This is a genomic window from Mesorhizobium sp. M0185, from assembly GCF_040322175.1.
Lineage (GTDB): Bacteria > Pseudomonadota > Alphaproteobacteria > Rhizobiales > Rhizobiaceae > Mesorhizobium.
Genome location: NZ_JAMYSY010000026.1, coordinates 7,501 through 26,209 on the forward strand (window position 1 = coordinate 7,501; position 18,709 = coordinate 26,209).

The 18,709-nt window shown below is 62.1% G+C and carries 16 protein-coding genes, 1 tRNA gene, 2 rRNA genes and 1 pseudogene (1 of these 20 cut by a window edge); 11 read left to right on the forward strand and 9 right to left on the reverse strand.

The features are described 5' to 3' along the window. The 3 genes from NKJ20_RS20240 to NKJ20_RS20250 all read left to right on the forward strand — a co-directional run. Nucleotides 1-679: ribosomal RNA gene (locus NKJ20_RS20240) — 23S ribosomal RNA — on the forward strand; it begins 2,120 nt to the left of the window's first position. A 96-nt stretch (nucleotides 680-775) separates the two neighbouring features. Next, nucleotides 776-890: ribosomal RNA gene (gene rrf, locus NKJ20_RS20245) — 5S ribosomal RNA — on the forward strand. Between the two features lie 130 nt (nucleotides 891-1,020). Next, nucleotides 1,021-1,097: transfer RNA gene (locus NKJ20_RS20250), tRNA-Met, on the forward strand. 274 nt (nucleotides 1,098-1,371) lie between these two features. On the opposite strand, the gene NKJ20_RS20255 is transcribed toward NKJ20_RS20250, so the two are convergent. From NKJ20_RS20255 to NKJ20_RS20280, 6 genes and pseudogenes are all read right to left on the reverse strand, one after another. Continuing rightward, complete coding sequence (locus NKJ20_RS20255; RefSeq protein ID WP_352577383.1) at nucleotides 1,372-1,878, reverse strand: L-2-amino-thiazoline-4-carboxylic acid hydrolase; 507 nt, start codon at nucleotides 1,876-1,878, stop codon at nucleotides 1,372-1,374. Then, on the reverse strand, nucleotides 1,875-2,666 hold the full coding sequence (locus NKJ20_RS20260; protein WP_352743062.1) for an ATP-binding cassette domain-containing protein: 792 nt from the start codon (nucleotides 2,664-2,666) through the stop codon (nucleotides 1,875-1,877). Before NKJ20_RS20260 ends, NKJ20_RS20255 begins: the two co-directional genes overlap by 4 nt. After that, nucleotides 2,663-3,663: pseudogene (locus NKJ20_RS20265) on the reverse strand (ABC transporter ATP-binding protein). The gene NKJ20_RS20260 and the pseudogene NKJ20_RS20265 overlap by 4 nt, the downstream one beginning before the upstream one ends. Then, nucleotides 3,660-4,490: an ABC transporter permease gene (locus NKJ20_RS20270; protein WP_352746342.1), complete on the reverse strand. Its 831-nt coding sequence runs from the start codon at nucleotides 4,488-4,490 to the stop codon at nucleotides 3,660-3,662. Before NKJ20_RS20270 ends, NKJ20_RS20265 begins: the two are co-directional and overlap by 4 nt. Beyond that, the gene (locus NKJ20_RS20275; RefSeq protein ID WP_352746345.1) at nucleotides 4,487-5,473 is read right to left on the reverse strand and encodes an ABC transporter permease; all 987 of its coding nucleotides are present in this window, start codon (nucleotides 5,471-5,473) and stop codon (nucleotides 4,487-4,489) included. The genes NKJ20_RS20270 and NKJ20_RS20275 overlap by 4 nt, the downstream gene beginning before the upstream one ends. 287 nt (nucleotides 5,474-5,760) lie before the next feature. Beyond that, nucleotides 5,761-7,371 (reverse strand): ABC transporter substrate-binding protein, encoded by a 1,611-nt coding sequence (locus NKJ20_RS20280; RefSeq protein WP_352746347.1) that lies wholly within the window; start codon nucleotides 7,369-7,371, stop codon nucleotides 5,761-5,763. Nucleotides 7,372-7,737: 366 nt separating this feature from the next. Here NKJ20_RS20280 and NKJ20_RS20285 point away from each other — a divergent pair, with 366 nt between their 5' ends. Continuing rightward, nucleotides 7,738-8,943: a M24 family metallopeptidase gene (locus NKJ20_RS20285; RefSeq protein WP_352746350.1), complete on the forward strand. Its 1,206-nt coding sequence runs from the start codon at nucleotides 7,738-7,740 to the stop codon at nucleotides 8,941-8,943. 373 nt (nucleotides 8,944-9,316) lie between these two features. On the opposite strand, the gene NKJ20_RS20290 is transcribed toward NKJ20_RS20285, so the two are convergent. From NKJ20_RS20290 to NKJ20_RS20300, 3 genes are read right to left on the reverse strand one after another with little or no spacing between them, the layout of a single operon-like run. Beyond that, complete coding sequence (locus tag NKJ20_RS20290) at nucleotides 9,317-9,733, reverse strand: cupin domain-containing protein (RefSeq protein ID WP_352746352.1); 417 nt, start codon at nucleotides 9,731-9,733, stop codon at nucleotides 9,317-9,319. Between the two features lie 26 nt (nucleotides 9,734-9,759). Next, nucleotides 9,760-10,599, reverse strand: a complete 840-nt coding sequence (locus tag NKJ20_RS20295; protein WP_352746355.1) for a phosphoenolpyruvate hydrolase family protein — start codon at nucleotides 10,597-10,599, stop codon at nucleotides 9,760-9,762. Between the two features lie 11 nt (nucleotides 10,600-10,610). Further along, on the reverse strand, nucleotides 10,611-11,807 hold the full coding sequence (locus tag NKJ20_RS20300; RefSeq protein WP_352685844.1) for a Tm-1-like ATP-binding domain-containing protein: 1,197 nt from the start codon (nucleotides 11,805-11,807) through the stop codon (nucleotides 10,611-10,613). A 109-nt stretch (nucleotides 11,808-11,916) separates the two neighbouring features. On the opposite strand from NKJ20_RS20300, the gene NKJ20_RS20305 reads away from it, so the two are divergent. From NKJ20_RS20305 to NKJ20_RS20335, 7 genes are all read left to right on the forward strand, one after another. Next, complete coding sequence (locus tag NKJ20_RS20305; protein ID WP_502894974.1) at nucleotides 11,917-12,612, forward strand: TetR/AcrR family transcriptional regulator; 696 nt, start codon at nucleotides 11,917-11,919, stop codon at nucleotides 12,610-12,612. A 357-nt stretch (nucleotides 12,613-12,969) separates the two neighbouring features. Further along, nucleotides 12,970-14,286 carry an ABC transporter substrate-binding protein gene (locus NKJ20_RS20310; RefSeq protein ID WP_352448404.1) on the forward strand — a complete coding sequence of 439 codons (1,317 nt, stop codon included), beginning with the start codon at nucleotides 12,970-12,972 and terminating at the stop codon, nucleotides 14,284-14,286. A 92-nt stretch (nucleotides 14,287-14,378) separates the two neighbouring features. Then, nucleotides 14,379-15,284 carry a carbohydrate ABC transporter permease gene (locus NKJ20_RS20315; RefSeq protein WP_254816733.1) on the forward strand — a complete coding sequence of 302 codons (906 nt, stop codon included), beginning with the start codon at nucleotides 14,379-14,381 and terminating at the stop codon, nucleotides 15,282-15,284. 1 nt (nucleotide 15,285) lies between these two features. Continuing rightward, nucleotides 15,286-16,245: a carbohydrate ABC transporter permease gene (locus NKJ20_RS20320; RefSeq protein WP_292661213.1), complete on the forward strand. Its 960-nt coding sequence runs from the start codon at nucleotides 15,286-15,288 to the stop codon at nucleotides 16,243-16,245. After that, a complete protein-coding gene (locus tag NKJ20_RS20325; protein WP_023675179.1) occupies nucleotides 16,242-16,463 on the forward strand; it encodes a hypothetical protein in 222 nt (73 codons plus the stop codon). The genes NKJ20_RS20320 and NKJ20_RS20325 overlap by 4 nt, the downstream gene beginning before the upstream one ends. Next, a complete protein-coding gene (locus NKJ20_RS20330; protein WP_352456825.1) occupies nucleotides 16,460-17,563 on the forward strand; it encodes an ABC transporter ATP-binding protein in 1,104 nt (367 codons plus the stop codon). The genes NKJ20_RS20325 and NKJ20_RS20330 overlap by 4 nt, the downstream gene beginning before the upstream one ends. After that, on the forward strand, nucleotides 17,563-18,666 hold the full coding sequence (locus NKJ20_RS20335) for an ABC transporter ATP-binding protein (RefSeq protein WP_352746356.1): 1,104 nt from the start codon (nucleotides 17,563-17,565) through the stop codon (nucleotides 18,664-18,666). Before NKJ20_RS20330 ends, NKJ20_RS20335 begins: the two co-directional genes overlap by 1 nt. Nucleotides 18,667-18,709 lie beyond the last annotated feature (43 nt).

Below are 18,709 nucleotides of genomic sequence, written 5' to 3' on the forward strand. Positions count from 1 at the left end.
CGTTATCCGGGTCCGGGACAATGTATGGTGGGTAGTTTGACTGGGGCGGTCGCCTCCTAAAGAGTAACGGAGGCGCGCGATGGTGGGCTCAGAACGGTCGGAAATCGTTCGCTGAGTGCAATGGCATAAGCCTGCCTGACTGCGAGACTGACAAGTCGAGCAGAGACGAAAGTCGGTCATAGTGATCCGGTGGTCCCGCGTGGAAGGGCCATCGCTCAACGGATAAAAGGTACGCCGGGGATAACAGGCTGATGACCCCCAAGAGTCCATATCGACGGGGTTGTTTGGCACCTCGATGTCGACTCATCGCATCCTGGGGCTGGAGCAGGTCCCAAGGGTATGGCTGTTCGCCATTTAAAGCGGTACGTGAGTTGGGTTCAGAACGTCGTGAGACAGTTCGGTCCCTATCTGCCGTGGGTGTAGGAATATTGAAAGGATCTGTCCCTAGTACGAGAGGACCGGGATGGACGGATCTCTGGTGGACCTGTTGTGGCGCCAGCCGCATAGCAGGGTAGCTATATCCGGACGGGATAACCGCTGAAGGCATCTAAGCGGGAAACCCACCTTAAAACGAGTATTCCCTGAGAACCGTGGAAGACGACCACGTTGATAGGCCGGGTGTGGAAGAGCGGCAACGCTTGAAGCTTACCGGTACTAATAGTTCGATCGGCTTGATCGTTCTCATTCCTAATGCCCATTTCTGGTGACAATCCTTGGATTGCGCCGAGATGGATGGCACAGAAAACAGCTTCTCGAGCAACGTGCGTTTTGCCGACCTGGTGGTTATGGCGGAGCGGCTGCACCCGATCCCATTCCGAACTCGGCCGTGAAACGCTCCAGCGCTGATGGTACTTCGTCTCAAGACGCGGGAGAGTAGGTCGCTGCCAGGTCTGCCAAGCGCACGTTGTTTAATCTTCTCCTTACGAAAAGGCCCGCCAACGGGATATCGGGCCGCGCAAGCGGCCCTTTCATTTGGCGGAAGCTTGAATCCGGTGAGCCAAGGCTTACCTTTTGGGTTGACGCGGGGTGGAGCAGCCCGGTAGCTCGTCAGGCTCATAACCTGAAGGTCACAGGTTCAAATCCTGTCCCCGCAACCAAATTCGAAAACGGCCCGCCTTGTGCGGGCCGTTTTCGTTTTGCTGGCCGATTGGTTCGATCCCCGTCAGGCCTCGCACGAAGCAGGCACAGCGAGACACCAAGGAAGGTCCAGCCCCCGCAACCAAATTCCTTGCATGCGAGCATCAAAAACCCCGGTAGCCTTACGGCGCCGGGTTTCTTTGTTTTGGGGCGTGCTGCCAAACACCGAAGCTCGCGCGCCGCGACGGAGTTCCACGTCCTGCCGGCACCTAACTGTGCTGCATGGATGCAGCTCTAACCGGCATCCCGGTTGGTCAAGGCGATGTGGCAGCAGCCGGAACCGTGGCCCGGCGTCCAGGTGACGTTGTCGAAGCGCACTCCGGTGGCCTCGAACAGGCCGCGGTCGAAGGCGCCGGCGATACGGCAGAGTGTGGCGAGCTTCTCGTCGCCGACGCCGGCCTCGACCCAGGCGTCCTTCAGCGGACAGCGCCTGACCTTGAAGGCGATGCGGTCCGGACCGCGTTCGACGTCGGTCGGATACATGCGACCGCCATCCGGGCTGACGGCGAGGAACGCCTCGCCGATCGCCGGTGCGTCGTTTGGGCCGAAATCGGCAAAGGCCGCCGCCGCAACCTCCTTGCCGCGTTGTTCGATGATACGGATCATGATCGCCTCGGCTTTTTCCGCGCCCAACTCCGCGGTTAGCTCGTCGAGGAATAGACGATAGAGATCGGCGCGGTTGCGGAAGGCGGAATCGAGTTCGCGCGACAGTTTTTCGGCTCGGGCTTCGGCGTCGGTCATGATGCGTCCCGTTCGATCCTTGACAGTCTTGGCGCTGCCGCCACCAGCGCCTTGCCGATCGCGGATTGCGGCGCGTCGATGACGCTGCGCGCATCGCCGCTCTCGGCAATGCGCCCGGCTTCCAGAATAGTGACCCGGTGGGCGATGGCACGGACGACGCCGAGATCGTGCGAAATGAACAGATAGGCGATGCGTTCCTCGCGTTGAAGGTCAAGCAGCAGCTGCAGGATCTGCGCGCGCACCGAAACATCGAGCGCCGACACGGCCTCGTCGAGCACGACCAGCGACGGTTTCGTGGCGATGGCGCGGGCGATTGCAACGCGCTGGCGTTGGCCGCCGGAAATTTCGTGAATGGCGCGGCCGGCGAGACCGGGGCTGAGGCCGACGCGTTCCAGCAGAGCTGCAATATGGCGCGCGCGCTCGGGGCCAGAGGCAATGTGATGGATGCGCAAGGGGTCGTCAAGCACACGCGCGACTGTGGCGCGTGGGTTCAAGGCGGCGAGCGGATCCTGAAACACCATCTGAAGACGGGCGCGCCGGCCGCGCAAGGCAGCGCCGTTCAGCGACAGGAAATCGCTGCCTTCAAATTCAATACGGCCGGTATCGACTTCGATGAGCCGGAGCACTAGACGAGCTATCGTCGACTTGCCGCTGCCGGAAGGTCCGGCCAGCGCCAGCGTCTCGCCGGGGTCGATGTGGAAGGAAACGTTGTCGACCGCGGCGATGATCTTGCCGCCGCGACTGTATCGTTTGGTCAGGCCGGAAACGGCGAGCAGCGGGTCGGTCATGTTCGCCGCAACAGCGGCTCGGCGTCGAGGCCGAGATGAGCGTCAAGCAGCACACGAGTGTATGCGTGACGCGGCGCATTGACGATTTGGGCTGTCGAACCGAGCTCGAGCAGCTCGCCATGCCGGAACACCGCGATGCGCTCCGCCAGCTCAGCGGCCAGCGCAATGTCGTGGCTGATGAACAGCAGCGTCATACCGTCCTCGGCCACCAGTCGCCGGATCAGCCCGACGATCTCGGCCTGCACGATCGTATCCAGCGCGCTGGTCGCCTCGTCGGCGATCAGCAATCTCGGACCGGCAGCAATCGCCGCGGCGATCGCCACACGCTGCTTCTGGCCGCCGGAGAGCTGGTGCGGGAAGGCGCAGAGGGCAGCGTCCGGATCGGGCAGGCGGACGCGCTCGAGCAGGGTTTTTGCCTTGGCATAGGCGTCTCGCCAACTGAGGCCGAGATGAGTGCACGCGACTTCCGCGATCTGCTTGCCGATTGGCATCACCGGGTCGAGACTGGCGGATGGGTCCTGGAAAACGAGCCGATATCGCGGCCGCCGATGGGGGTGTGGCTTGTCGCAATGACGAATGGTCGGCGTCCCGTCGCACCCCCCTCTGTCCTGCCGGACATCTCCCCCTCAAGGCGGGAGATTGCACTTTCATCTGTGCCTTCGCCAATCACCGAAGCTGGCGGAAAGGAACCGGCTGCGAAACTACCGATCTCCCCCCTTGAGGGGGAGATGTCCGGCAGGACAGAGGGGGGTGCCTTGGCACCAAACATTGGCGGCGGACGCAAGAGCCAATCGATGCGGCCTTCGATCCTGGCGGTGGCCGGCAGCAGCCCGGCAATGGCCAGCGCCAGCGTGCTCTTGCCCGAACCGCTTTCACCGATGATGGCAAAGCGCTCGCCGGCGGTGATGTCGAAGCCGACATTCTTCAGCGCCGCTACCTCGGCGCCGTCGCGGCGATAGGTCACCGTCAGATTGCGGATCGAAGCAAGCGCCGTCACGACAGGCTCCTCCTCATCGCCGTGGTCTCGACGACGCCTTCGCCGGCGAGATAGACGCCGAGCACGGTGAGCACGAGCGCTACGCCCGGAATAATCGACAGGAAGGGCGCGGTGCGCAGCACGGCGCGGCCTTCGGCGATCATGCCGCCCCAGGTAACCCGGTTGGGATCGCCGAGGCCGAGAAAGGACAATGCCGCTTCGGTGAGAATCGCCGCGGCGACGATCACCGACGACAAAGCCATTACCGGCGGCAGCGCATTGGGGAGCACCTCGCGAAAGGCGATCTCCAACGGATGCATGCCGATGACGCGGGCGCCGGCAACAAAATCGCGCTCGCGGATCGACAGCACTTCGGCCCGCGCGACGCGTGCCGGTCCGGTCCAGGCGCCAAGCGCGATCGCCGCGACGACGACGCCGAGCGACGGCCCGACGATGCTGACGAAAGCCAAAGCCAGCAGAAAGGCTGGCACGGTCTGGAACGCGTCGGCGATGCGCATCAGCATCTCGTCGACAACGCCGCCAGCAAAACCGGCCAACGTGCCGATCACGGCGCCGACGGCAAGGGCGACGGCTGCTGCTGCCAGCCCGACCGCCAGCGAGGTGCGGGCGCCGTGGAGAAGCTCGGCTAGCACGTCGCGGCCGAGGCGGTCGGTGCCGAGTGGCAACGACCAGTCCTGGAACGGCGGTAGCAACGCCGGCCCGGCAATGGCCTGCGGATCGCCGGGAAAGAACAAAGGTGCGGCAAGCGCCACGGCAAACAGCGCCGCCAGGATGACCGCGCCGGCGATCGCTTCCGGGGTCCGGAGAAAGCGGCGAAGCGGGCTCACGCGCCGGCCTCACTGGCGCCGACGCGCGGATCGAGGAAGGCGTAGGCGATGTCGACGAGAAGGTTGATGATGACGACCAGGACAGCGCTGGTGAGAATAATGCCGAGCAGTAGTGGGGTATCCCGCGCGGCCACCGCTTCCTGCGCCAGTCGGCCAAGGCCGGGCACGGAAAAGACGCTCTCGATCACGACGCTGCCGCCCAGCATTTGCGCCGACTGCAGGCCGAGCATGGTGACCAGCGGCAACAGTGCGTTGCGTGCGACATGGGCGAGCACGATGCGACGGCGGGAAAGTCCCCTGGCACGGGCGGCCAGCACAAAGTCCTGTCGCCACACCTCGGCCATGCCGGCGCGCATCATGCGCAGATAGAGCGCGAGATAAATGAAGCCGAGCGCCGAAACCGGCAGGACGAGATGGCGGGCGATATCGGCGGCGCGATCGAGGCCGGTCCTGGCCGAGACGATACTCTCGATGCCGCTGATCGGAAACCAGTGCAGGTCGACGGCGAAGACAATGATCAGCACAAGCCCGAGCCAGAAGCCCGGCACGGCATAGAGCGCCAGCGAACCGATGGAGAGGAAGCGATCGCGGAAGCTGCCGGGTCTGGCGCCGGCATAGATGCCGAGCGCCGAGCCGAGGCCGAAGGAGAGCGCGGTGGCGCTGCCCATCAACAGCAGCGTGTTGGGCAGGCGCCCGAGGATGACATCGCGGATCGGCCGCGAAAAGCTGACCGATTGGCCGAGATCGAGATGCAGCAGCGCCCAAAGATAATTGGCGAGCCGTGTCAGTTCCGACTGGTCGAGCCCCCAGCGGTGACGCAACAACTCGATCATGCCGGCGTCGCCGCCGGTCGAGACGATGTAGGCATCGACCGCGTCGCCGGGAGCGGCTTCGAGCAACAGGAACGTGCCGATGACGACAATCAGCAGCACGAAGATGCTGCCGACGAGACGGCGGCGAAGGAGGATGACGGCGCGGGTCATGGCGCAACGCCAATAGGAGAGCCAAGTCTTCGGTGCCGCCCTCTACGGCGCCCCCCTCTGTCCTGCCGGACATCTCCCCCATAAGCAGGGAGATTGGCAGTTTCGGCGTTGCCGGCCGTCTTGCAACGCCGGAGATTGGCGAAAGCGACAATGACAGCCGATCTCCCCCCTCGTGGGGGAGATGCCAAGTGGTGGCAAAGAGGGCAGGACAGAGGGGGGCGCGAAAAAGCTCTCATCGCTGAAGCTGAGCACCCACACAAGCGGCGCGCAAGTCTGGAGAGACTTCCTTACCCCTCCAGCCAAGTGTCCGCCCAGTTCGATACCGCCCAGCGCGGGTTGTTGGCGATGTTGTTGACCGTATCGCGGGCGACGCTGATGAAACCCCATTCGGCGACGTTGATCAGCGGCAGGTCGGCGGCAACTTTTCTCTGGAACTCCTTGTAGAGTTCAGTGCGGGCGGCGGTGTCGAGCGTCTCCGATGCCTTGGCGATCAGGGCGTCGAGATCGGCATTCTTGTAGCCACCCTGGTTGGAGAAGGGCACGCCGTCGGGAATGCCGCTCTGCACCAGGATGGTGGTCGAGATCGCCGGATCGCCACGGAACACCGGCGGCCCGACCGCAAGGTCGAAGGCGTGGTCGGTGTAAACCGCCTTGATGTGCGCGGCAGAGTCGTTGTTGACCAGCTGGGCGTCGATGCCGATGGCGGCGAGCGCCTGGCGCAGATAGTCGCCGAACTGCTTGGTTTCGTTGAAGTAGGGCGCCGGCAGCAACCTCAGTGAAAAGCGCTTGCCGTCATCACCTCGGCTGTAGCCGGCCTCGTCAAGCAAGGCGTTGGCCTTGGCGACGTCGAAGGCGTAGGTCGGCACGTCGGCGGTGTAGAATTGCGGGTCGTTTTTCGGCACCGGGCCAGTGGCGGTGGCGGCATAGCCAAGGAATACCGTCTTGACGACGAAATCCTTGTCGATGGCGTGAGCGATCGCCTGGCGTACTTTCAGGTCGGCCAGCTCCTTGCGGCGATGATTGATCTCGACGACGAGCTGGTAGGTCAGCCCTTCATAACCCTTGGTGATCACCTTGAGACCGGGCACTTTGGAGATGCGGTCGAGATCGGCCAGGGGCACGGCGGAGAAGGCGGCGAGCTGGATCTCTTCGGCTTCCAGGGCGCTGGCCGCCGACGTGCGGTCCGGCAGCACCTGATAGATGATCTCGTCGAGATAGGGCTCGTCCTTGCCCCAATAGTCGGTGTTCTTCTCCAGCCGGTAATATTCGCCGGGCTTGTGTTCGGCAAATTTGAACGGTCCGGTGCCGACCGGGGCGTTGTTGGCCGGGTTGTCCTCGATCTTTCCGGTCTCGTAGATGTGCTTGGGCACCACGCTGCTCAGCGCCGGCAAGGCGTTGCGGATCAGCTGGAACGGTGTCGGCTTGGCGAATTTGAACACGGCGGTGGTTTCGTCCGGCGTGTCGACCGCCTTCAGATCCTTGAACACGGTGCGGCCGAGGTTCTGCAGCGGCTTCCAGACCTGCAGCGCCGAGAAGGCGACATCGGCTGAGGTGAATGGCTTCCCATCATGCCATTTGACGCCCTCGCGCAGTTTGAACGTCACCGCCATGCCGTCGGCGGCACCTTCCCAGCTGAGCGCCAGGCGCGGATCGAGCCCGTCCTTGCCGCCGAAGGAGGCCTCGGCCAAGGTTTCCACGATCTTGCTCGAAATGAAGAAGACGCCGTTCGAGGCGACAATCGCCGGATTGAGATTGCGCGGCTCGGAATCGGCGGCGACAACCAGTCGTCCGCCCTTTCTCGGCGTCTGCGCCGAGCCGATCGTCGGCATGGCGGTGGAGGCCAACAGCAATGCCGAACCGGCCAGCATTGTACGTCTGGAAATGGTGAACTCTGGCATGATCGAACTCCGTCCTCTCCTCGGACCCGGCCGGGTCCGCCGTACCCCTCGGACGCTCGTAAGCATCCTGCAAAGCTGATTATGGGCCTTGTGCGGGGTTTCGCCAAAGACGGAATTGGCGCATCTCTATGTGGCTTTGAAATTTCCGTCCGCTGGACCACTTGTACAGAAAACGGTTCGACGCGCGGCTCTAGCAGGACCAGACTGGAGTAAAGTGCAGCAGGTGGAGCAGCTTTTGGGGCTGGTTCGCCCGTTCTGGCTGGACCAGATCGGGCAAAATGATGCAGATTTAAGCATAGCCGAGGTTCAGAGCCGGAAAAGCCGGTGCCGGCGAGCGGCCGGCTAAGGGATTTCAGGGAGAGAGACATGAACATTGCCCGAGGCAAGAATGCCGTCGGCAGCGTGCCGTTCGACCAGGCCAGGGTGGACGGGCTGATGGAGGAGGCCGGCATCGACGTGCTGCTCGCCACCTCCAAGCACAACACGCAATATCTGCTTGGCGGCTACAAGTTCATCTTCTTCGCCGCCATGGATGCAATCGGCCACAGCCGTTATCTGCCTGTCGTCGTCTATGAGAAAGGTGGGCCGGAGCATGCCGCCTACATCGGCAACCGCATGGAAGGCGGCGAGCACCAGAATCATCCATTCTGGACGCCGACACTGCATGCCGCCTGCTGGGGTACGCTCGATGCCGCCAATCTGGCAGTCGAGCATTTGCGAAAGATCGGCAAGGGCAATGCCCGCATCGGCATCGAGCCCGCCTTCCTGCCGTCCGACGCCTATATGCTGATCCGCAACGCGCTGCCGGATGCCAAGCTGATCGATGCGACTGATATGCTGGAGCGCATGCGGACAATCAAAACCGAGGCGGAGCTGGAAAAGCTGCGCATCGCCTCCGAACTGATCACCGATTCTATGCTGGCGACCATCGGCTGGGCACGCGAAGGCACGACCAAGAGCGAGATCATCGAACAGCTCAGGCGCGAGGAGACCAATCGCGGCGCGCATTTCGAATATTGCCTGTTGACGCTAGGCTCCAGCCACAACCGCGCCGCCTCGCAGCAGGCGTGGAGGAAGGGCGAGGTGATGTCGATCGATTCCGGCGGCAACTACCACGGCTATATCGGCGATCTTTGCCGCATGGGCGTGCTGGGCGACCCTGACGCCGAACTCGAGGATCTGCTGGCCGAGATCGAGACAGTGCAGCAGGCGGCCTTCTCCAAGGTCAAGGCGGGCACGCTGGGCGGTGACATGATTTCTCATGCCGAAGGCGTTCTGAAGAAATCCAAGGTTGCGGCCTATACTGATTTTTTCGCGCATGGCATGGGGCTGATCACGCATGAAGCGCCGTTCCTGATGACCAACCATCCGGTGACATATGAAGGCACCTATGCCGCAAAGCCGCTGGAGAAGAACATGGTGCTTTCGGTCGAGACGACCATGCTCCACCCGACGCGCGGCTTCATCAAGCTGGAGGACACGGTGGCGGTGACCGATGCCGGCTACGTCATGTTCGGCGATCGGGGCCGGGGCTGGAACAGGGGCGGGGGCGGCTTAGGCGCTGGTACCTAGCCCGTTCTTGAGATTACCTCGTCCGAGCAAACAATTGGTCACACCAGCGAGCATTTGCCGATATGGAACGCGAACTGCCCAAGCAGGTCTTTATCGACGGGTGCGAGCAGATCTCCATGGAGTTCGAACCGATTGGGTTCCGCTTTGCGAAAAGCGGTCCTCATGCGAGTCGTCGGGCCGGCGACTGAGCATTCAAAATCTCCTTTCAATCAAACTATCTGAACGTCGGCGGCGAGTACGTCGAACTCGTCGTGCATGCTTTCCGATCAGAGCGCGATGTCCCCACTTTGCCGGATAGGCTCGCTCTGGGAAGCGATACTAACAACCTAGCAAGGGTCGCTCGTGCGATGAAGATTGGCCTCAGCCTGTGACATTATCTGCCCGGCGGGATCAACCTGAAATCCGGCAACTCCCGCAACGCCAGTTCCGGCCCGGCCGGCGAATAGACGACGAAAAGCTGCATCGGCCCGTCGCCGGTATTGAGCGTCGAGTGGAAGCGGCTTTCCGGCACATAGATGGTGCAGCCGGGGCCGACTTTCTCGACGACCGGGTTGCCTTTCTCGTCCTCGACCATCTGCTCGCCATCGCCTGAGATGACAAAGATGATCTCCTCCGCACCCGGATGGTTATGACGCGTATGGCCTTTGCCTGACGGTAGGTCGACGACACCACCGGAAAATCGCTTTGCGCCGTTCACTTCGGGAGCGACCGTCAGCGACAGCCTGCCCCAGTCGAAGCCGAAGGCGCTGACGTCTTTTCGATATACGAATACCTTGCTGTTGTCGGTCATCGTCCCACCCTTCTTTTTGCTGGTCTCTACGCAGCGCCGAACGTGACGGCCTTGAAATCCGCCGTCTGCCTGGCGATCGAGGCTTCCGCCGGCAGCCGCTCCATCGAACTGGCGCCATAGAACCCGTGCAGGCCCTTGCAGCGCTCGAGAATATATCTGGCGTCGTCCGGCATCGAGATCGGCCCGCCATGGCAAAGCAGGATCATATCGTCGCGCACTGAGCGTGCCGCTTTGGCGATGGCGTCGATCTCGCTCACACAGTCGTCCAGCGATTTAGCCGATGTCGCGCCAATCGAGCCGCCGGTGGTCACCCCCATATGGGCGACGACGATGTCAGCGCCAGCTGTCGTCATGGCGCGCGCCTCGTCTGGGTTGAAGACATAGGGCGTGGTCAACAGGTCGAGTTTGTGAGCCTCGGCGATCATGTCGACCTCGAGCCCGAAGCCCATGCCGGTTTCTTCAAAACTCTGCCGCATCTGGCCGTCGAACAGGCCGATGGTCGGAAAGTTCTGCACACCGGAAAAGCCCATCGTCTTCAACTCGGCCAAAAGCAGCGGCATGATGACGAAGGGATCGGTGCCGTTGACGCCGGCCAGCACCGGCGTCTTCTTCACTACCGGCAGCACTTCGTAGGCCATTTCCCTGACGATCTCGTTGGCGTTGCCATAGGCGAGCAGGCCGGCGGCCGAGCCGCGCCCGGCCATGCGGTAGCGGCCGGAATTGTAGATGATGATCAGGTCGATGCCGCCGGCTTCCTCTGCCTTGGCCGACAGGCCGGTGCCGGCACCGCCGCCGACGATCGGCACGCCGTCCGCGATCATCTTGCGGAATTTCTCCAGGATTTTCTTGCGCGGTATGGCGGCCATGTCTTGGTGTCTCACTGTCTGGCGATGTCGAGGAAGGCCGTTGTGGCAGCCCAGGCGAATTCGGGGTCGTTGATATGAAGCGGCAGGCGCAGCACGCGCCGCGTTTTGGCGGGTTTGATGGTACGCTCGATCGCCTCGAACAAAGCGGCATCGGCTTCAGGGTCGAAGAAGGCGCCGCCTTCAATGTCGAGCGCCGACACGCCTTTCTCCGGAATGAGGAAACGAACCGGACCCTGGCAGAGGCTCAGCCTTGTACCGATCCATTCGCCGATCGTTCTGCTTTCGTCGGCAGTGGTGCGCATCAGTGTGACGTTTGGATTGTGCTCATAGAACAGCCGGCCGCGATAGCGTTCCGGAATTGTCGGCGGCGCCCAGAAATTGACCATGTCGAGCGCGCCGACCGAGCCGACATAAGGCAGCCCGGTGCGGGCGATGGCGCCAAAGCGATCTTCGGTCGCCGGCAGCACGCCGCCAAGCAGCAAGTCGCAGACTTCGGTCGTTGTGATGTCGATGACGCCTGACAACAGGCCGCTGTCAGCCAATTTTTCCATGGTGCGGCCGCCGGTGCCGGTGGCATGAAAGACCATGCAGTCATAAGTCGAACGAAGCTCATCGGCGATCGCGGTCACGCATGGCGTGGTGACGCCGAACATGGTGAGGCCGAGCGACGGTTTGCCCTCGGGCGGCGGCGCCGGCTTTGTCGCCATGCCTGATATCGCCTGGGCGGCATTGTGCAGCACGACACGCGAAAGCCGGTTGAGGCCGGCCATGTCCGTCACCGACGGCATCATGACGATGTCGGAGACGTCGACGTAAGGCGCGGTGTCACCCGAGGCCAACGTCGAAACCATGATCTTGGGCAGACCGAGCGGCAGCGTGCGCATGCCTGCGGTGATGATCGAGGTGCCGCCACCGCCGCCAATGCCGATAATCCCGGCAATATCGCTGCGCGACTGGACAAACCGGGCAAAGGCGGCAGCCATCGCCGCCACCGCGGTGCCGCGATCGTCGACGCCGAGCACGGCATTGCGACCCTCGGAATGGTGGCTGGCGACCTCGTCTGCCGAAACATCAACCGGCACGGTCGCGCCGCGTGTTCCGATGTCGACACGGGCAATCGAAGCGCCGGTAGCCGCGACCGCATCGGCCAGAAATGCGAGTTCCTCGCCCTTGGTGTCGGCGGTGCCCACCACATAGATGCGCTTCATCGCGTTTCCCCGGTCTTGGGCGTGCTCGGCGCTGCCGCCCCTTTTTGCCCGGCCGTTCGACGGCGCGAAGGGCCATTGCAATTTTTTGAGACACGCGTATCGTATTGACATGAATGTCTCACGTCAACAAGCGGCAATGGACGACGATGCCAGCCAAGGGCCGAACCCCCAAGTAGAGCGCGGGGCCCGCGTGCGCACCAGGCGTCTCATGCTGGAGACGGCGACAAAGCTGATGCAGGCAGGCGCCACGCCCTCCGTCAGCGAGGTGGCGGAGGCAGCGGAGGTCTCGCGCGCCACCGCCTATCGGTATTTTCCGAGCCAGGCGGCGTTGGTGCAGGCGGTGGTCGATGAGGGGCTTGGGCCGATCCTTACGTGGAAATCGAGCTCTGCCGATCCCGAGCGCCGGGTCGCCGAGCTGTTCGAGACCGCCATGCCGCGCATCGAGGTCTTCGAAGCGACGTTCAAGGCGGCGCTGAAACTGTCGCTCGACCAGTGGGCGCAGCGACAGGCAGGCACGCTTGACGGCGAACCTGCCTTCACGCGCGGCCATCGCGTCGATCTTTTGAAAGATGCGATCGCGCCACTCAAAGGCCGGTTGCCGCCGCGCGAATTCAAGCGGCTCGCGCAGGCGCTGTCATTGATCTTCGGTGTTGAGATGCTGATCGTATTGAAGGATATATGGGGATTGGATAGCCGCAGTATGATGTCGGTTGCGCAATGGGCGGCCGGCGCTCTTGTGCGCGCGGCTATGACCGAATCGATGATTGAAGGAGATGGGATCGCGCCGACGACCGCCGTGAGATGACGCCAATCTGGTTCGACCAGATTTTCAACCTGGCTATTCATGCTACTAGCGATGCAGCGACCCAAGTACGGCATTCATGTATCAAGGAGTAGGAAAATTCAGGGAAAACAGGCAGATATCGCAGAAGCCAACTTGTCTGCGTGTCCGCCATCGTCCAAGAAAGGGCTTGACGTTCCTCTTAAATTGGTAATACCAGATCAGGACAAATAAAGCGGATCAAAGGTGAAGGCTGAGATCCGTTACGGTCGAGCGAGGAGGCTCACAGACCGAAGCGGTGCCGTCACGGGAGGACTACCAGGGCCGGCCTCGATGCCGGTTCTCATGAGCGGTAGAATGCGCACAAGGGAGGAAATCATTATGCGCAAGACAATGACCAGCTTGCTTGCTGGTATCGGCCTAGTGCTCGCCTGCGGAACGTCCGTCTACGCGCAGGAAAAGGAACTTACAATCTTCTGGGCGGAATGGGATCCGGCCAATTACCTGCAGGAACTCGGCAACGAGTACGAGAAGGAAACCGGCGTCAAGATCACGGTGGAAACCACACCGTGGCCCGACTTTCAGACCAAGGCCTTCACCGAGTTCAACGCCCATGGCGACGCCTACGATATGGTCGTCGGCGACTCGCAATGGCTCGGTGCCGGCTCGACCGGTGGCCACTATGTCGACCTGACCGACTTCTTCAACAAGCACAAGGTCGGTGAAGTGATGGCACCGGCCACGGTGAAATACTATGCCGAATATCCGGGCGGCAGCAGCAAGTACTGGGCCATTCCGCTCGAAGGCGACGCCGTCGGCTGGTCCTATCGCAAGGACTGGTTCGAAGACCCCAAGGAAAAGGAAGCCTTCAAGGCCAAGTATGGCTACGATCTCGACGTGCCGAAGGATTTCAAGGCGCTACGCGACATCGCCGAATTCTTCTACCGGCCGGACCAGAAAAAATACGGCATCGCCATCTACACCGACAATTCCTATGACGCGATGGCGATGGGCTTCGAAAACGCGCTGTTTTCCTTCGGCGGCGAGCTGGGTGACTATAAGACCTACAAGGTCGATGGCTTCATCAACTCCGACAAGGCGATCGCGGCGCTCGACGCCTACAAGGAACTCTACAAGTTCACGCCTCCGGGCTGGGCCAAGTCGTTCTTCGTCGAGGACAACCAGGCGATCACTGAAAACCTGGCCGCGATGAGCATGAACTACTTCGCGTTCTTCCCCTCGTTGATCAACGAGGCGTCGAACCCGAACGCCAAGAACACCGGCTTCTTCGCCAATCCAGCCGGACCTGGCGGCGACCAGTTCGCCGCACTCGGCGGTCAGGGCATCTCCATCGTTTCCTACTCGCAGAAGCAGGAAGAGGCGACGAAGTTCCTGGAATGGTTCATCAAGGACGAGACCCAGAAGAAATGGGCAGCGCTTGGCGGCTACACCTGCAGTGCCGCCGTGCTCAAGTCGCCCGAATTCCAGAACGCCACGCCCTACAACAAGGCGTTCTACGAGACCATGTTCAAGGTCAAGGACTTCTGGGCGGTTCCGGAATACGCGGAACTGCTGCAGCAGCTTAACCAGCGCATCTATCCTTACATGATCGGCGGCGAAGGCACCGCCAAGGAGACGCTGGACGCACTGGCAGCCGACTGGAACGCGACCTTCAAGAAATACGGCCGCGGCCAATAAGTATGAAGTTTCACGGAGGGGGCGTTCGTGCCTCCTCCGTTTCTTTTTCTGATTTTTGAAATCTTTCTGATTTCTGAACTGGGAGCAGGGTCTTGGCGACCACAATGATCACCACGCTGGACAGGTCCTCGCGGGCCGCCGCTCGCGGTCTAAGCGACATTTCGATCCGCAATCTCTTCATCATCCCGACGATCCTGTTTCTAATCGTCTTCAACATCTTCCCGCTGATCTATTCGCTGGGCTATTCGTTCACCGATTTCCGCGCCTCGACCAGCGCGGCGGCGAATTTCGTCGGGCTGCAAAACTACCGCGACCTGCTCAGCGATCCCTATGTCTGGTCCAACTTCGCCATCACCGCAAAATACGTCATCATCTCGGTCGCCGGCCAGCTGCTCGTCGGCTTCGGCGTGGCCATGCTGCTCAACCGCGACATTCCGCTCAAGGGCCTGCTGACGACGCTCCTGTTGTTGCCGATGATGCTGTCGATGGCCGTCGTCGGCCTGTTCTGGAAGCTGCTCTACGATCCGTCCTTCGGCATCATCAATTATGCGCTGGGCCTCGGCACCTTCGAATGGCTGTCGAATCCGAAAATGGCGCTCTATGCGGTCGCGCTGACCGACATCTGGATGTGGTCGCCCTTCGTCATGCTGTTGTCGCTGGCCGGCCTGTCGGCCGTGCCCAAGCATCTCTACGAGGCAGCCGCGATCGACAGGGCCGGGCCATTCTACACCTTCTTCCGCATAACGCTGCCGCTGGTTGCGCCGATCCTGATGATCGCGGTCATCTTCCGCACCATGGAGGCGTTCAAGACCTTCGACCTCGCCTACATCCTGACCAGCCAGCCGACGGCCGAGCTGATCTCGATCCGGCTCTACAAGATGGCGTTCCAGGAATGGCAGACCGGGCGTTCCTGCGCGCTCGCCTACATCGTGCTGATCATGGTGCTGGCGATCACCAACATCTATGTCAAATACCTCAACAAGGTGAAGGAGCGCTGAGATGGCCGCAGTCCGCACTTCTTCCGAAATCACCTTCAACCGGGTCGCCATCGTCGCAGTCCTGCTGGTGACGATCATCTTCCTGGCGCCGATCTACTGGATCGCCTCGACGGCGTTCAAGCCGCGCAACCTCGCCACCACCATTCCGCCGACGGTGGTTTTCCAGCCGGAGATATCGCCCTTCGTCAAGTTGTTCACCAAGCGTTCGCAGCTGCGCAGCCCGCCGTCGCCGGAGGAGTACGCGGCTGCGCCGTGGTGGGAGCGCGTCGTCTTCAATGGGGGCGAAAAGATCGTGCGCGACGGCAAGGGCCAGGTGCAGTGGTCGGGCTATCCGAGCCGTTTCATGAACTCACTGATCGTTGCCATAACCTCGACCGTCCTGGCCGTCGGCATGGGCACCTTCACCGCCTATGGGTTCTCGCGCTTCAAGGTAAAAGGCGAGGCGGACCTACTGTTCTTCATCCTGTCGACACGCATGCTGCCGCCGGTGGTCGTCGCCATTCCGATGTTCCTGATGTACCGGGCGGTCGGCCTCAACGATTCCCATATCGGCCTGATCATCCTTTACACCGCCTTCAACCTGTCCTTCTCGGTGTGGCTGATGAAAGGCTTCATGGACGAGATCCCCAAGGAGTATGAGGAGGCGGCCCTCGTCGACGGCTATACGCGCATGGAGGCCTTCTTCAAGATCGTGCTGCCCGAGGCCGCCACCGGCATCGCCGCCACCGCCGTGTTCTGCTTTATCACGGCGTGGAACGAATATGCCTTCGCACTGATCATGACCAGCCGCCGTGCCCAGACAGCACCGCCCTTCATCCCCAGCCAAGTCGGTTCCGGCCTGCCGGACTGGACGGTGATTGCCGCCGGAACCTTCCTGTTCCTGCTGCCGGTCGCGATCTTCACCTTCCTGCTCCGCAACCACCTGTTGCGCGGCATGTCGTTTGGAGCGATCCGCAAATGAGCTTTCGCGACATCAACCAGAAATATCTCGAACCGGGCAGCCAGGTGCTGATGGTGCTCGGTATCATCGCGCTCTGCCAGCCGTGGAACATGCTGCTGCACAGCTATGGCGTGACCATCATCCTGATCGGCCTGATCGGCTTCAACATCACCTCCAAGATCGCGCCGGAGGAGAAGGCCGGCACCGGGCAAGGGGCAAATCCGGGGGCACAGCATTGACCCAGATCGAGCTTCGAGGCGTCCAGAAATATTTCGGCGCCGTCCAGGTCATCAAGGACCTCAACCTGAAGATCGACGACAACGAGTTCATCGTGCTGCTCGGCCAGTCGGGCTGCGGGAAGACGACGACGCTCAGGGCGATTGCAGGGCTGGAGACGATCGACGGCGGCGACATCCTCATCGACGGCAAACCGGTCCAGCACCTCAAGGCCGCCGATCGCGATATCGCCATGGTCTTCCAGTCGTTCTCGCTCTATCCGCATATGAGCGTCTATGAGAACATCGCCTTTCCGCTCAGGGCGACGCGCAAGAGCAAGGCCGAGATCGACAGCGAGGTGCGCTCGGTCGCCAAGACGCTGCAGATCAGCGATCTCCTCGCCAAGAAACCGTCGGCGCTGTCGGGCGGCGACATGCAGCGCGTGGCGATCGGCCGAGCCTTGGTGCGGCGGCCGAAGGCGATGCTGATGGACGAGCCGATCGGGGCGCTCGATGCCAAGCTGCGCGAGGAGATGCGGGCCGAGATCAAGCGGCTGCACATCAAGCAGGGCTCGACCAGCATCTACGTCACCCACGACCAGATCGAGGCGATGAGCCTCGCCGACCGCATCGTCATCATGCATGAAGGTGTGCTGCAGCAGGTCGGCTCGCCGGACGAGGTCTATTCGCATCCGGCGAATCTTTTCGTCGCGCAATTTGTAGGCAGCCCGGTGATGAACGTCGCCGACACTTCGGTGACCGAGAAAGCCTCATCGGCCTCGGTCACGGTCGGCGATGCGGCCGCCGGTTTCGAATTCCCGCGCGCCTTGCTGTCGAAGCTCAACGGCCATGCCGGCAGCCAACTCGCGCTCGGCATCCGGCCGGAAGGCGTCCTCGTCCGCCGCGAAGCCGCCGAGGGATTCTTGCCGGTGGAGACGCAGATCGTCGAGCCGCTCGGGTCCTTCGACATCGTCGACCTCAAGGTCGGCTCCAAGATGCTGCGTGCGCGCACCAAGAGCGGCTTCATCGGCGGCCCCGGCGAAAGAGTCTTCGTCAGAATCGATCCCAGCCAGGCGCATTTCTTCGACACGGCGAGCGGCAAATCGCTGGGAGTGAGACTCTGATGGCCCACATCCAGCTCAAGAACATCTCGAAGAAATTCGGCAACCACACCGCCTTGACCGGGCTCGATCTCGACATCGCCGATGGCGAGTTCTTCGTCCTGCTTGGCGAGACCGGCGCCGGCAAGACGACGACGCTGCGCATGATTGCCGGCCTGGAAAAACCGAGCGAAGGCCAGGTCTTCATCGACGGCGTCGATGTCGCCGACTGGGGCGCGGCCGAGCGTGACGTGGCGCTGGTGCTGCAGCAATATTCGCTGTACCCGCGCTATACGGTGCGCCTGAACCTCGAATTTCCGCTGAAGCCGAAGATCCGCCGGCTGCCCGATGCCGAGATCAAGGATCGTGTCGACCGCGCGGCCAGGACGCTGAGGATCGAGCATCTGCTCGACCGCAAGACCGACAGGCTTTCAGGCGGCGAGATGCAGCGTGTCTCGATCGGTCGCGCCATCGTGCGCAAGCCGCGGGTGTTCCTGATGGACGAGCCGTTGTCGGCGCTCGACGCCAAATTGCGCGAGGCGCTGCGCACCGAATTGAAGAACCTGCAGATGCAGCTTGGCGCCACCTTCCTGTTCGTGACGCATGATCAGATCGAGGCGATGTCGATGGGTGACAAGGTCGGCGTGCTCAACCATGGCCGCATCGTCCAGACCGGCACGCCGTACGAGATCTATAACAATCCGCGCGACACCTACGTGGCAAGCTTCGTCGGCTCGCCGCCGATGAATCTCATCGACGGCAAGCTCGTCAACGGACGTGCGGTGATGGCGCCGCTCAATTTCGAATTGCCGTTTGCGGGGGGTGCCAAGACTTCGTGGGGGCTAAAGACGGGCGCGGCGACCGACGGTCGCCCGCTCGTCTTCGGTATTCGTCCCGAGGACGTCTATCTCGAGACCGGCGCGCCGGTCGAGGCGCGGGTCCATGACGTCGAGAACCATGGCGTCGAGAAGATCCTGACGCTGCGGGTCGGCGACGCCATGCTGCGCGCCACCGTGCCTGCGAGGACCGACGTCCAGATAGAGCAGCCGGTGCGCTTTGCCTGGAACCCGGACAAGGTGGTGCTGTTCGACAAGGGCAGCGGAATAAGCCTGCGTCACGCCGGCTAAGTACAAGCGTCTTTACTGCGCTAGAGCGGGATACGTTCAAAGT